The following is a 13332-nucleotide window of genomic DNA, read 5'->3' on the forward strand; positions in this document are numbered from 1 at the left end:
AAAAAATGATATACTTAAAATTATATTTGTGCAGAAAAAGGTCAGCCGGGGCGGGCGTTGGACAGGGACCAGACAGGAGCCAGACTCCGGCTGAATCAGGAAAGGAAGTGGGGAATTGATATGGCAGGGATATTGGAATATGAAACGATGAATAAAAGTCTCGGAATGGTTGACGGACACGCGGTCATGAATCCTGAGGATTATCAAGACCCTGACGTTTTATACCAGGCGTTGGTAAACCGGATTCGGAAGTACCATCCTTCCGCCGACATCTCTATGATCGAGAAGGCGTACAAGCTGTCGAAGGAAGCCCACCAGGACCAGGTGCGCAAGTCCGGGGAGCCTTATCTGATTCATCCCATGTGGGTGGGGATCATCCTGGCCAATCTGGAGATGGACAAGGAAACCATTGCGGCGGGGATGCTCCATGACGTGGTGGAAGATACGGATGTGACTCTGGAGGATATCTCCCGGGAATTTGGGGAGGAAGTGGCCCTTCTGGTGGACGGGGTCACCAAGCTGGGGCAGCTCAGCTATTCCAAGGACAAGCTGGAGATCCAGGCGGAGAATCTGCGGAAGATGTTTCTGGCCATGGCCAAGGATATCCGGGTGATCATCATCAAGCTGGCGGACCGCCTGCATAACATGCGTACGCTGGAATTTATGATTCCCAGGAAACAGCAGGAAAAGGCCAGGGAGACCATGGATATCTATGCGCCCATTGCCCAGCGTCTGGGGATCTCCAAGATCAAGATTGAGCTGGACGATCTGTCGCTGAGGTATTCCCAGCCGGAGGTATACGGACAGCTTGTCAGCGACTTAAACGAACGGAAGACAAAGCGGGAAGAGTTCGTGCAGCAGATCGTGGCGGAGGTTTCCCAGCATATGGAAAATGCCCATATCCATGCAAAGGTCTATGGCCGCGTCAAGCATTTTTTCAGCATTTACAAAAAAATGGTGCTCCAGAGCAAGACGCTGGACCAGGTATACGATCTGTTTGCCGTGCGGATCATCGTGGATTCGGTCAAGGACTGCTATGCGGCGCTCGGCGTCATTCACGAGATGTATACGCCGATCCCTGGGCGGTTTAAGGACTATATCGCCATGCCCAAGGTGAATATGTACCAGTCCCTTCACACGACGCTGATGGGGCCATCCGGACAGCCTTTTGAGATCCAGATCCGGACGGAGGAGATGCATAAGACGGCCGAATACGGAATCGCGGCCCATTGGAAATATAAAGAGAGCGGAGATTCAACCAAGAGCACCAAGACCCGGGAGGAGGAGAAGCTGAGCTGGCTGCGCCAGATTCTGGAATGGCAGAGGGACATGTCGGATAACCGGGAGTTTTTAAGCCTGTTAAAGGGCGATCTGGACCTGTTCACGGAGGATGTATACTGCTTCACCCCCAACGGAGACGTCAAAAGCCTGCCAAACGGCTCTACACCTGTGGATTTTGCATACGCCATCCACAGCGCGGTGGGGAACCGGATGGTGGGGGCCAGGGTCAACGGAAAGCTGGTGAACATTGACTATAAGATCCAGAACGGGGACAGGATCGAGGTGCTCACCTCCCAGAACTCCAAGGGTCCCAGCAGGGACTGGCTCAATATTGTGAAGAGTCCTCAGGCAAAGTCCAAGATCAACCAGTGGTTTAAGAAGGAATTTAAAGAAGAAAACATTGTCCGGGGGAAGGATCTGATCGCATCTTACTGCCGGATGAAGTCAATCAATATGGCGGATGTCCTGAAGCCCAAATACCAGCAGGTGGTTCAGAAAAAATACGGATTCCGGGACTGGGATGCCGTACTTGCGGCTGTGGGACACGGCGGCTTAAAGGAAGGCCAGGTGGTGAACCGCCTTCAGGAGGAATACGAAAAGGAGCACAAGAAGGAACTGACCGAGGAGCTGATCCTGGGCAGGATGTTTGAGAACAGCAGCCAGAAGGTTCATGTGGCCAAGTCCAAGAGCGGCATCATGGTCCGCGGGATTTCCGATGTGGCGGTCAGGTTCCCGCGGTGCTGCAACCCGGTGCCGGGGGATGAGATCGTCGGGTTTGTGACCCGCGGGAAGGGCATGACGATCCACCGGACGGACTGTGTCAACATGCTGCATCTTTCCGATACGGAGCGGGAGCGCCTGATTGAGGTAGAGTGGGGCGAGACCCCGGAGAATGAGAGCGGCGGGCAGTATTTGGCGGAGCTTAAGATCTTCACGGATGACCGGCAGGGGCTTTTGATGGAGATCACCAGGATCTTCACCGAAGGCAAGCTGGATGTGAAGTCTATGAATGTCAGGACGAGCAAAAAGGGAACGGCCACATTTGACATGGGATTTATCGTTCACGGCAGGGAGGAGCTGGAGAAGGTCATCGAGAAGGTGCGCCAGCTCGACGGCGTGATTGACATTGAGCGGACGGCAGGGTAGGAGGCGCTGATTTCAGGCAGAACCCATCAGAAAGGATGCCTGCCTGATAAGGAAAAGGCGAAAGGGAAACAGAACATGAAGATTCAAAATTTTGTGCTTGGCATGGTGGGTACCAATTGTTACCTTGTGGTCAATGAAGAGGAAAAGCAGTGCATTCTGATTGATCCGGCAGTGTATTCCGGGGAGATCGCGGAGCAGATCCGCAGGGAGGGCCTGGATCTGCGGGCCATCCTTCTGACCCACGGACATTTTGACCATATTATGGGGATTGACGGATTCCGGAAAGAATTTCCGGAAATTCCGGTCTATGCGCACCGAGAGGAGGAAGCGCTCCTAAAGGATGCCTCCATGAATGCATCCCTGGAATTTGGAAGACAGTATACATTTTCCGGCGCCGCTTATGCGGAGGACGGCGATGTGCTTGACCTGGCCGGGATGCAGTTTCAGGTGATCCATACGCCGGGGCATACCATCGGCGGGTGCTGCTATTATCTGCAGGAAGAGAAGGTGCTGTTTTCCGGGGACACCCTGTTTCGGGAATCCATCGGAAGGACGGATTTTCCCACAGGAAACGGCGGACAGCTTATGCGTTCCATCCGGGAGAAGCTGTTCACACTGCCTGAAGAAACGGCGGTGTATCCGGGGCATATGGAAAGGACGACGATCGGGGACGAGAAGAAGTATAATCCATACTTTTAGAGGAGACCCAAAAGAAAACGGGAGATTTATGATTCGGAATTTATGTAAAACGGCTGTGGTTTCATGTAAAGAAACCGTATATACCTACAATCTATTTCATATGGTGAAGGCATTTTTCCCGGATGCGGAGATCAGGCAGACCGTGGATGAAGAGCAGGAACCTCTGGTAAACCTTGTGTTGGACGGAGGTTCTTTCTTTTCCATTATGCCGGATCTAAGCGTGAAGACGAAAGACGACGGAAAGGATGCAAACCCTCAGGAGTCGGCGATGGACGGTGCAGGGCTTCCGGAGGATAAAGAGGATTCTGGGGTTGCCAGGAGCACAGGAGATTCGTGGCTGATCGGGAGTACAGATGATTCGTCTCTTACCGGGAGCAAGGGGGATTGGGAGGCAGACAGGCAGGCGCGGAAGAAATGGGTGACCCTTCAGGTTTATGAGTTTCTGGCCGCTTATACAGGGCGGCAGCTTGCCTGGGGGATGCTTACCGGGGTGCGTCCGGTGAAGCTTGCCATGGGCCGTCTGGAGGCCGGAGACGATGAGGAAGGGATCAGGGCCTTTTTAAGCCGTGAGTATCGGGTGTCCGAGGAAAAAGCGGGGCTTGCGGCGCAGATCGCCGTCCGGGAGAGGGAGCTGCTTGGCAGGCTGGACTGTCAGAAGGGATTCAGCCTGTATATCGGAATCCCTTTTTGCCCCAGCATCTGCACATACTGTTCTTTCAGTTCCTCGCCCATCGGCCTGTGGAAGAACCGGATCGAAGACTATCTGGATGCGCTGCTCCGGGAGATCCGGGCGCTGGGGGCGCTCGGCCAAGGCAGGAAGCTGGATACGGTGTACATCGGCGGCGGAACGCCTGTCACGCTGGAAGGGGCACAGTTGGACCGGCTGCTCTCTGTGATCGAGGAGACCTTCGCAGACGCAGCGGGAGGAAAAGGCATCCTGGAATACACGGTGGAGGCCGGACGTCCGGACAGTATCACGGAGGAAAAGCTGAAAGTCCTCCGGCGGCACGGGATCAGCCGGATCTCGGTGAATCCCCAGACCATGCAGCAAAAGACGCTGGAGCGCATCGGCAGGCGCCATACGGCGGAGGATGCGGCGGAAAGTTTTTGGCTTGCCAGGGAGCTTGGATTTGACAATATCAACATGGATTTGATCGCAGGACTGCCGGGGGAGACAGCTTGTGACATGCAGGATACACTCCGGCAGATCGAGGCATTGGGGCCGGACAGCCTGACCGTGCATTCCCTTGCCATCAAGCGGGCTGCCCGGATGGGGCAGGAGCAGGAAATGGCCAAAGCGGGCACAGCGTATGCGGAGATTTCACGGATGGTCAGAGACAGCGAGAAGGCGGCCGCCCGGATGGGATTGCTGCCCTATTATCTGTACCGGCAGAAAAACATTGCCGGGAATTTTGAAAATGTGGGGTATGCAAAGGCTGACAAAGCCGGGATCTACAATATTTTGATTATGGAGGAGAAACAGACCATACTGGCGGCAGGCGCAGGCACAACGACCAAGATTGTGCTGCCGGAAAAAATCCGTTTGGACAATGGAAAAGAGACCAATCTGATCCGCCAGGAAAATGTAAAGGATGTGGCTTCCTATATCAGAACAATCGACGAAATAATAGAGCATAAGCAAAGGCTGCTGGAAAAATGGTGAGTGCTTATAGGTGCGCCGGCTTCCAAAGCGGATGCCTCCGGAGAAAAAGTGTAAATGTCTTTATGAACACCGCCTATCCCGTTTGCCGGCAGGATAGGCTTTTTCTATGATAATTATACGGGAAAGAAAGGATGGATGTATATGGAGCGCAGAAGAATCAGGATTGTCGATATTGCCGACGAACTGGGAGTAAGTACAGCCACCGTATCGAATGTGATTCATGGGAAGACAAAGAAAATATCAGATGAAACGGTGAAACGCGTGCAGGAGCTTTTGGAAAAGAGACAGTACATTCCGAGTATGGCAGGGATACTTCTGGCGCAAAATGATTCTAAAATTATCGGGGTGGTGATCAATGACCATGAAAAATACGAAGGCCATGCGCTGGAGGATCAATTTATTTCCGCATCAGTGAACGCACTGGCAAAAGAGTTAGAGCGGGCAGGAAAATTTCTTATGCTGAAAGTTACGGATCAATGGAATGAAATCCCTAAGTTTGCTTCTATGTGGAATATGGAGGGAATGGTGCTGATTGGCTACTGTGAACAGGATTATAAAAAATTGAGGGAACAGATGCATATTCCGTTTGTGATATATGACGGTTATATGGAAAGTTCCGGAATTCATGTAAATATTGAGGTCAATCATTTTGACGGCGGGGTACAGGCCGGACGTTATCTGAAACGCATGGGACACAGGGATGTGCTTTGCATATCGGATAATCATATCTGTATGGATATGGAAAGATTTATGGGATTAAAAAGCGAGATTCCAAATGCGGAGCTTATGGTTATACCTATGGAGCAGAAAGCGCGCACCATTTTTTATATGGATCATTTCGAGGAAATAAAAAAATATTCAGCAGTGTTCGCAGTATCTGATTATTATGCAATGGATTTCATCCAATTCCTCAAAAGTGCGGGGGTATCCGTTCCGGAGGAACTCTCGGTAGTCGGGTTTGACAATATTAGGGAATGTGAAAAGTTTGTACCGGCGCTGACTACGATAAAACAGGATAACAGGCAAAGGGCATCTTTGGCAGTGAAAATGTTAAAACAATTAAGAACCGGAGACTGCCGGGATAAAAATGTAATTCTGCCTGTAACTCTCATAGAGCGTGACAGTGTGCGCGACGTAAAAATGCACAAACAATGAGGCTGAATTTTGGAATGGGTTATGCGTTTAACTATTGCTGTTTTCCCAGGTTCATTTTATTATGATAATAACTGCTGTAAGTAGATTGGAGGAATGATAAAATGGAAAAAAGGAAGCTGGTAACCCCGGATGATATGAAAACTGCTTTGAAGGATCTTGGCGTCCGAAAAGGGCAGGCGATTATGGTGCATACATCGCTGAGCAGTCTGGGTTATGTGTGCGGCGGCGCCCAGTCGGTTATTGAAGCATTGCTTGAGAGCGTTGGTGATGAAGGTACGATTATGATGCCTACACAGTCATGGAAGAATTTAGATCCGGCGTCAGGCGTTTACTGGCAGGAACCGGAGGAATGGTGGCCGGTCATACGTGAGCACATACCTGCCTATGACAAACGGATTACACCGACAAATACAATGGGCGCTGTGTCGGAAATGTTCCGGCAATGGCCGGGGACGCTTAGAAGCGATCATCCCGCAAGGTCAGTAGCGGCATGGGGACGTTACGCACAGTATCTGACAGAAAATCACGACCTGTCGGATATTTTCGGAGACAGCTCACCTGTTGGCAGGCTGTATGCGCTTGACGGATTTGTTTTACTGGCTGGGGTTGGTTATGACAAGAACACGTCCCTGCATTTGGCAGATGTAAGGGCTGAATATCCGGGCAAGCATACGGTCATAGAAAGCAGCGCCGTACTGCATGACGGACAGCGGATCTGGAAATCCTATGAGACGTTAGCCGTAGACGGAGAAGATTTTTCGACAATAGGAGAGGCATTTGAGCAGACAGGGAAGGTGCGCCATGCACCTTTAGGAAATGGGATGCTTTCCATGATGAGCCAAAGGGAACTGGTAGATTTTGCCGTGAAATGGATAGGTGAAAACAGGAGATAGTGGAAAGGTTACAGTTCACGCCTAAACGGCCGTGAACTGTAACGCATCCAGCCCATTGAAAAGTCGCCTGACGGCGAGGGGCTGGATGCATGCAACCGCTATTTTACTGGCCGGATGCCTTGCAGCATGGTGCAAGGCACCGTGAGCTGTAACGTGGTAAGACCCGGTATCGAAAAAGTTCCGATTGATTTAGCCGGAATTACAAGGTATAATGATTTTGAAGTTTTATATCTTTCGGAGAGCCAATGATTGATAAAGCGCTTTCCGGTTTTTCATGCCCGAAAAATCCGGATGCGGGACGCTCCATAAAAAGGAGCGCCGCGGAGTTTCAGGAAGCTGCTAAAAGTTCAGAGAGAATGTTTATAGTAACCGAAAGGAGAGAAAGAATCAATATGGCATTGAAGAAGAAGCCCGTTACCGGGATGAAGGACATGCTCCCGGAGGAGATGGAGATCCGGGATTACTGCGTGGGGCTGATCAAGGAGACCTACAAGTCGTTCGGATTTTGCTCCATGGAGACGCCCTGTGTGGAACACATTGAAAACCTCTGCAGCAGGCAGGGCGGAGACAATGAAAAGCTGATCTTTAAAATATTAAAGCGGGGAGAGAAGTTGAAGCTGGATCAGGCGAAGGAGGAGGCGGACCTGGTAGACGGAGGTCTGCGCTATGACCTGACCGTTCCTTTGTCCCGCTATTATTCGGCCAATGCAAATGAACTGCCGTCCCCTTTTAAGGCGCTGCAGATCGGCAATGTCTGGAGGGCGGACAGGCCCCAGCGGGGGCGGTTCCGCCAGTTCATGCAGTGCGACATCGACATTTTGGGGGAATCCTCAAACCTGGCGGAGATCGAGCTGATCCTGGCCACGACCACGCTGCTTGGGAAGCTGGATTTCCATGATTTTACGATCCGCATCAATGACCGGCGTTTCCTCAAGGCGATGGCGGCATACAGCGGATTTGACGAAGCGGATTATGAGAAAATATTTATTACCCTGGATAAGATGGACAAGATCGGGATCGACGGAATCCGGGCAGAATTAGAGGAAAACGGCTATGCGGAAGAATCAGTGGAAACATATCTGCGGATGTTTCAGGAGATTACGAATGATGTGGAAGGCGTGCGCAGGTGCGGCGAGAAGCTGGAGGGTTATCTCCCGGAGGGCGCGGCGGCATCGCTGGAAACGATCATGAGCAGTGTGGAACGCGCAAAGGAAGCGGATTTTAAGATCAGCTTCGACCCGACGCTGGTTCGGGGCATGTCCTATTACACGGGAACCATTTTTGAAATTTCCATGGATGAATTTGGCGGCTCGGTAGGCGGCGGCGGACGCTACGATGAGATGATCGGAAGGTTTACAGGGCAGGCTACCCCGGCCGTGGGCTTCTCCATCGGCTTTGAGCGGATCGTCATGCTTTTGCTGGAACGGCAGTACCAGATACCAACTGGCGGTAAGAAGAAGGCGTACCTGCTGGAAAAGAACCTTTCCCAGGAAAAACTGCTGGACGTCCTGGAACAGTCAAAAGCGGAACGGGGAACCGGAATGCAGGTCATGGTCATGAACATGAAGAAAAACAAAAAATTCCAGAAGGAACAGCTGATTCGGCAGGGATATCAGGAAATTGTGGAAATCTATGATTAAAAGGAGCAGAGGTACATTATGGCAGAATCAATGAGAGGATTACATCGTACCCACCGCTGCGGCGAGCTCTCGGCTGCAAACGCGGGGGAAATGGTCACAGTCATGGGATGGGTTCAGAAGAACCGGAATAAAGGCGGGCTTGTATTTGTAGACGTGCGGGACCGTTCCGGAATCATCCAGGTGGTGTTTGAGGAAGGAAAGGCAGACGCGGATCTGATTGCAAAAGCGGCCGGACTTCGTTCGGAATACGTCGTTGCGGTGGTGGGAAAGGTGGAAAAGCGTTCCGGCGCAGTGAACGAGCACATTTCCACAGGGGAGATCGAGGTGATCCCGTCGGAGCTGCGCGTGCTGTCCGAGTCCGCAACGCCCCCGTTCCCGATTGAAGAAAATTCCAGGACCAAGGAGGAGCTGCGTCTGAAATACCGCTATCTGGATCTGAGAAGGCCGGATCTGCAGAGGAATCTGATGATGCGCAGCCAGGTGGCAACCCTGACGAGGCAGTTTTTGGCGGATGAGGGATTTTTAGAGATCGAGACCCCCATCCTTGGAAAGAGCACGCCCGAGGGGGCAAGGGATTACCTGGTGCCGAGCAGAGTGCATCCGGGCAGTTTTTACGGGCTTCCCCAGTCGCCCCAGCTCTTCAAACAGCTCCTCATGTGTTCCGGCTATGACCGGTATTTCCAGATCGCGAAATGCTTCCGGGACGAGGATCTGCGCGCGGACAGGCAGCCGGAATTTACCCAGATTGACATGGAGCTTTCCTTTGTGGATGTGGACGACGTGATTGATGTGAATGAACGCCTGTTGGCAAAATTGTTCCGGGACGTGCTGGGCGTGGAAGTGAGCCTGCCGATTCCCAGGATGACCTGGCAGGAGGCCATGGACCGGTACGGTTCCGACAAGCCGGATACCCGGTTCGGCATGGAACTGACGGATGTGACGGAAACCGTGAAGGATTTTGACTTTGTCGTATTTAAAGGCGCCGTAGAAAACGGCGGCAGTGTGCGGGGGATCAATGTCAAAGGGCAGGGCGGCATGCCCCGCAAGAAGATCGACAAGCTGGTCAGCTTCGCAAAGGATTACGGCGCAAAGGGACTGGCCTATATTGCCATCCAGGAGGATGGAAGCTTTAAGTCCTCATTTGCAAAATTTATGACCGAGGAGCAGTCCAAAAACCTGATCGACGCCATGGCGGGAGAGGCAGGAGACCTGCTTTTGTTTGCCGCGGACAAAAACAAGGTGGTATGGGACGTGCTGGGCGCCCTGCGTGTGGAACTGGCAAAACAGCTGGAGCTTTTGGATAAAAATGAATACAGTTTCGTCTGGATTACGGAATTTCCGCTGTTGGAATGGAGCGAGGAGCAGAACCGCTATACGGCCATGCACCATCCCTTCACGATGCCCATGGAAGAGGATCTGCAGTATCTCGATTCCGACCCGGGCAGGGTGCGCGCCAAGGCGTACGATATTACCCTGAACGGAAATGAGATCGGGGGCGGAAGCATCCGGATCTTCCAGAATGAGATCCAGGAAAAGATGTTTGAGGTGCTTGGGTTTACGAAAGAACAGGCACACAGCCAGTTCGGCTTTTTGCTGGATGCATTCCGGTATGGGGTGCCGCCCCACGCTGGGCTTGCATACGGGCTGGACCGTATGGTGATGCTGATGGCGAAGGAGGACAGTATCCGGGATGTGATCGCATTTCCGAAGATCAAGGACGCGTCCTGTCTGATGACGGACGCGCCGGGAGAGGTGGATGAAAAGCAGCTTCTGGAACTGGGGCTGGCCCTGGCGGAAGAGGATACAGAAGTTGCGGAGGAGACAGAGGAAGGCTGAGCGGAAAGGAGACGGAACGGCTGACCTGGTACTTTGTCAGTTTCGAAAGAATCATCACATATCAGAATATGAATAAGCTGTGAGGATAAAAAACAGGAGATTCCGAGGGAGGCTCCTGTTTTTTTATACCCAAGGGGCATGACGTTATGGCCATTCGGCCATCTCCAAAGTATACCCAAGGGGCATCCCATTATGGCCATACGGCCATTTCACAAGGTATACCCAAGGGGCATCCCAACATAGCCATCCGGCTGTTCCACAAGGTATAGGAGATGAAATTTATTTAAGAAAATAAAAAAGCTTTCGAAAAACCGAAAGCTTTTTTACTAGAGCGACAGACGGGGTTCGAACCCGCGACCCCGACCTTGGCAAGGTCGTACTCTACCAACTGAGCCACTGTCGCATCTCTGTGTTTTTGTATTCCGTATCGGAACAATACATACTATACTACAAGATTCTCTGTATGTCAACACTTTTTGAAAAATTAATTGTTGGAATTTTTATAAAAATTTCAGACAATTCTGTATGGCCAGAAAAAGCCGCACCGGATGCCTGTCGGAGCCGGTACGGCGATTGTTTTTAATCGGCTTTTACGTCTATCACCGGGGCCGGGGCAACCGCACCAGCTGCACCGTATGCGGATCGGGCCTTAGCCCGCTTGACCTTAAGGGCTTCCGGCGTGAGTTCCGCCTCAGCCCGGGTCATTTCCCGCTGGCTGAGCACTTCCTTCGCATCTCGGATCAGCGCATCTTTTACATCGGAATCCTGGGGCTCCTCCTGGTCGGTCTCCTGTGTCTTCTCAACGACTTCTTCCACGGTATCCTGGGTCGGGTCGTCAATGTTCTGCTCGGCTTCCTTGGCTTCCTTGAGATCCTTCTCCGCCTTCAGCCGTTCCTGCTCGGTGGGGAGCTGGGCATATTTTCCACTTTCCACAAATTCCCTTGTGGACTGCTGGAGGGCGGCGTTCTTCTGATGCTCCCGCATCACCAGCTCGAACTTTTTGTTTTCCGGAATGGCAGGATTGTTCATAATGCTGTTGACGGCGCCTAAGGAACTGGCCGTATGGAGCATCTTTACCCGCTCCACCTCGTCCTTGGTCTTGCAGCGCTTGAGCTCCTCCTCATACTGCTTCTGCTCGGACTGCATGGACTTTACATGCTGGTAGGCTTCCGGGTCATTTTTCCTCAGATACTCCATCTCCTCCGCAGAAAGCCTCTGGCCGCACTTTAACTTGAGGTCGATCTGCGCCTGGAGCTTGGCGGAACCATCCTGATTGGACTGCCGGATCTCGTCTGCCTGCTGCTTCACCCAGTCGTCGATGGTCGTCGTCCCATCTGCAGAGAAATCATTGGTATCTTTTCTTTTCTGCCACTTCATCTGCATTTCCATATTTTTCGTATATGAGTTCAAAGACTGAACCGAAAAAAAATTCATAAGGCACCTCCTTCTATAATGAAAAAGCGATTGCTGTTTAGCCCGGTCATATGAAACTTATCTATAATTTATATCGGCCGGATATTACAAATCATAACGTCGGCCGGGAATCATTTGGTTGACTTTTCAGAAATGGGGGTGTATCGTTAATCATAACAGAGCGCACTACATTATGCAGGTTACAGACAGTAGTTAGAGGGGGATATATGAAAAGAGACAGGATGCAGGCAGAGGATCGGAACGGGCGGCTTTCATTGACGATGATCGCCGAGGGACTTTTGGTGGGTGTGGCCGCGGGAGTGACGGCGCTTTTATACCGGCTGTCCCTGGGATATGCCGGGAAGCTGCTGGAAAAAATCCTTCAGTTTCTCTATGCACATCCGATCTGGACTCCGGGATGGCTCGCTGTGCTGGTGCTGCTTGCGCTGGCCGTGGGTTTTCTGATGAAATGGGAGCCGCTGATCGCAGGGGGCGGGATCCCCCAGGCGGAGGCGGAGATCGAGGGGACGCTGCTTGGGCGCTGGATGCGGGTGATCCCGGCGAAGTTCGGGGGCGGCTTCTTATGTATCCTGGGCGGCCTGTCGATGGGAAGATGCGGGCCCTCCATCCAGCTCGGGGCCATGGCGGGACAGGGGGTCTCGCGGCTTTTGAAACGGGGAGAGAGTAAGGAGCGCAGCCTGATGGCCTGCGGGGCGGGCGCAGGGCTGGCGGCCACGTTTCATGCGCCTCTTGCGGGAATGATTTTTGCCGTGGAGGAGCTGTACAAAGGGGGAGACATGCCGGCTTTTATTTCCGTGCTGACAGCCACGGCGGCAGCGGCATTTTCCTCCATCACCGTCATAGGTAATGCGCCGATCTTCCAGTTCGGGCTGACCAGCGCTCTTCCCCAGTCTTATTACTGGATGCTGCTCCCTCTGGGAATCCTGGTCGGGGCGGCAGGTGCTTTCTACAGCCGGGCCATGTTAACGGCCCAGAGCCTGTATAAAAAGGCCCGGTTTCTGGATGAGCCGGGGCGGATGCTGACCGTCTTTCTGACGGCAGGAGTGTTTGCCGCAGTGCTGCCGAAGGTGCTGGGCAGCGGAGGGTGGCTGATCGCTTCCCTGACAAATGGAGAGATGCTTCTGGGAGAGGTGGCGCTGCTTCTTGTCATGAAGTTTTTGTTTTCCGCGCTCTGCTTTGGCTCCGGGGCGCCGGGAGGGAATATATTTCCTCTGCTGACGCTGGGGGCGATGCTGGGAGCCGCTTTTTCCATGATCGGTTCCGGATTATTCGGACTGGATCCGGTTTACCTTAACAACTTCGTGCTGCTTGCCATGGCGGGGCTTTTTACGGCGGTGCTGCGGACGCCGGTTACGGCGGTTGTACTGCTCTTTGAGATGTCCGGACTGGTGAGCCAGCTCTTGTCCCTGTGCATCGTCTGCCTGACCGCCTATATCGTGTCAGAATTGCTGTTTCCGAAGCCCATGAACCAGATCCTGCTGGAGAGATATCTGGCCGGCGGAAGAGAAGGACGCTTTGCAGGAAAAAGCATAGGTGAGGACGGGAAAAACTATACATGACAAAAGGGGAAAGTTATGGTATACTG

9 protein-coding genes and 1 tRNA gene are annotated in these 13332 nt (G+C 52.5%); 8 read left to right on the forward strand and 2 right to left on the reverse strand.

The window, feature by feature from the left end:
- Positions 1-120: 120 nt before the first annotated feature.
- The 7 genes from EBB54_RS07985 (at position 121) to aspS (ending at position 10313) form a co-directional block, all read left to right on the forward strand.
- Positions 121-2427: a RelA/SpoT family protein gene (locus EBB54_RS07985; RefSeq protein WP_125127023.1), complete on the forward strand. Its 2307-nt coding sequence runs from the start codon at positions 121-123 to the stop codon at positions 2425-2427.
- Between the two features lie 75 nt (positions 2428-2502).
- Entirely contained in the window at positions 2503-3126 is a 624-nt protein-coding gene (locus EBB54_RS07990) for an MBL fold metallo-hydrolase (RefSeq protein ID WP_125127024.1), read from the forward strand.
- A 28-nt stretch (positions 3127-3154) separates the two neighbouring features.
- Positions 3155-4789 carry a coproporphyrinogen dehydrogenase HemZ gene (hemZ, locus tag EBB54_RS07995; protein ID WP_125127025.1) on the forward strand — a complete coding sequence of 545 codons (1635 nt, stop codon included), beginning with the start codon at positions 3155-3157 and terminating at the stop codon, positions 4787-4789.
- A 141-nt stretch (positions 4790-4930) separates the two neighbouring features.
- Positions 4931-5944, forward strand: coding sequence for a LacI family DNA-binding transcriptional regulator (locus EBB54_RS08000; protein ID WP_125127026.1), 1014 nt, complete (start codon positions 4931-4933; stop codon positions 5942-5944).
- Positions 5945-6045: 101 nt separating this feature from the next.
- The gene (locus EBB54_RS08005) at positions 6046-6837 is read left to right on the forward strand and encodes an aminoglycoside N(3)-acetyltransferase (protein ID WP_125127027.1); all 792 of its coding nucleotides are present in this window, start codon (positions 6046-6048) and stop codon (positions 6835-6837) included.
- A 392-nt stretch (positions 6838-7229) separates the two neighbouring features.
- Positions 7230-8477 (forward strand): histidine--tRNA ligase, encoded by a 1248-nt coding sequence (hisS, locus tag EBB54_RS08010; protein ID WP_044984431.1) that lies wholly within the window; start codon positions 7230-7232, stop codon positions 8475-8477.
- A gap of 18 nt (positions 8478-8495) precedes the next feature.
- A complete protein-coding gene (gene aspS, locus EBB54_RS08015; RefSeq protein WP_125127028.1) occupies positions 8496-10313 on the forward strand; it encodes an aspartate--tRNA ligase in 1818 nt (605 codons plus the stop codon).
- A gap of 330 nt (positions 10314-10643) precedes the next feature.
- On the opposite strand, the gene EBB54_RS08020 is transcribed toward aspS, so the two are convergent.
- Both EBB54_RS08020 and EBB54_RS08025 read right to left on the reverse strand, forming a co-directional pair.
- Positions 10644-10716, reverse strand: a tRNA-Gly gene (locus EBB54_RS08020).
- Between the two features lie 176 nt (positions 10717-10892).
- The gene (locus tag EBB54_RS08025; protein ID WP_125127029.1) at positions 10893-11747 is read right to left on the reverse strand and encodes a hypothetical protein; all 855 of its coding nucleotides are present in this window, start codon (positions 11745-11747) and stop codon (positions 10893-10895) included.
- A gap of 206 nt (positions 11748-11953) precedes the next feature.
- On the opposite strand from EBB54_RS08025, the gene EBB54_RS08030 reads away from it, so the two are divergent.
- Positions 11954-13306, forward strand: coding sequence for a ClC family H(+)/Cl(-) exchange transporter (locus EBB54_RS08030; protein ID WP_243127586.1), 1353 nt, complete (start codon positions 11954-11956; stop codon positions 13304-13306).
- Positions 13307-13332: the final 26 nt, after the last annotated feature.

It is taken from the genome of Schaedlerella arabinosiphila (genome assembly GCF_003885045.1).
In the GTDB taxonomy this organism is placed as follows: domain Bacteria; phylum Bacillota; class Clostridia; order Lachnospirales; family Lachnospiraceae; genus Schaedlerella; species Schaedlerella arabinosiphila.

What these genes read in the sequence shown, in the direction of transcription:
- EBB54_RS07985 (WP_125127023.1), top strand. Translation starts at nt 121, where the DNA reads ATGGCAGGGATATTGGAATATGAAACGATGAATAAAAGTCTCGGAATG.
- EBB54_RS07990 (WP_125127024.1), top strand. Translation starts at nt 2,503, where the DNA reads ATGAAGATTCAAAATTTTGTGCTTGGCATGGTGGGTACCAATTGTTAC.
- hemZ (WP_125127025.1), top strand. Translation starts at nt 3,155, where the DNA reads ATGATTCGGAATTTATGTAAAACGGCTGTGGTTTCATGTAAAGAAACC.
- EBB54_RS08000 (WP_125127026.1), top strand. Translation starts at nt 4,931, where the DNA reads ATGGAGCGCAGAAGAATCAGGATTGTCGATATTGCCGACGAACTGGGA.
- EBB54_RS08005 (WP_125127027.1), top strand. Translation starts at nt 6,046, where the DNA reads ATGGAAAAAAGGAAGCTGGTAACCCCGGATGATATGAAAACTGCTTTG.
- hisS (WP_044984431.1), top strand. Translation starts at nt 7,230, where the DNA reads ATGGCATTGAAGAAGAAGCCCGTTACCGGGATGAAGGACATGCTCCCG.
- aspS (WP_125127028.1), top strand. Translation starts at nt 8,496, where the DNA reads ATGGCAGAATCAATGAGAGGATTACATCGTACCCACCGCTGCGGCGAG.
- EBB54_RS08025 (WP_125127029.1), bottom strand. Translation starts at nt 11,747, where the DNA reads ATGAATTTTTTTTCGGTTCAGTCTTTGAACTCATATACGAAAAATATG.
- EBB54_RS08030 (WP_243127586.1), top strand. Translation starts at nt 11,954, where the DNA reads ATGAAAAGAGACAGGATGCAGGCAGAGGATCGGAACGGGCGGCTTTCA.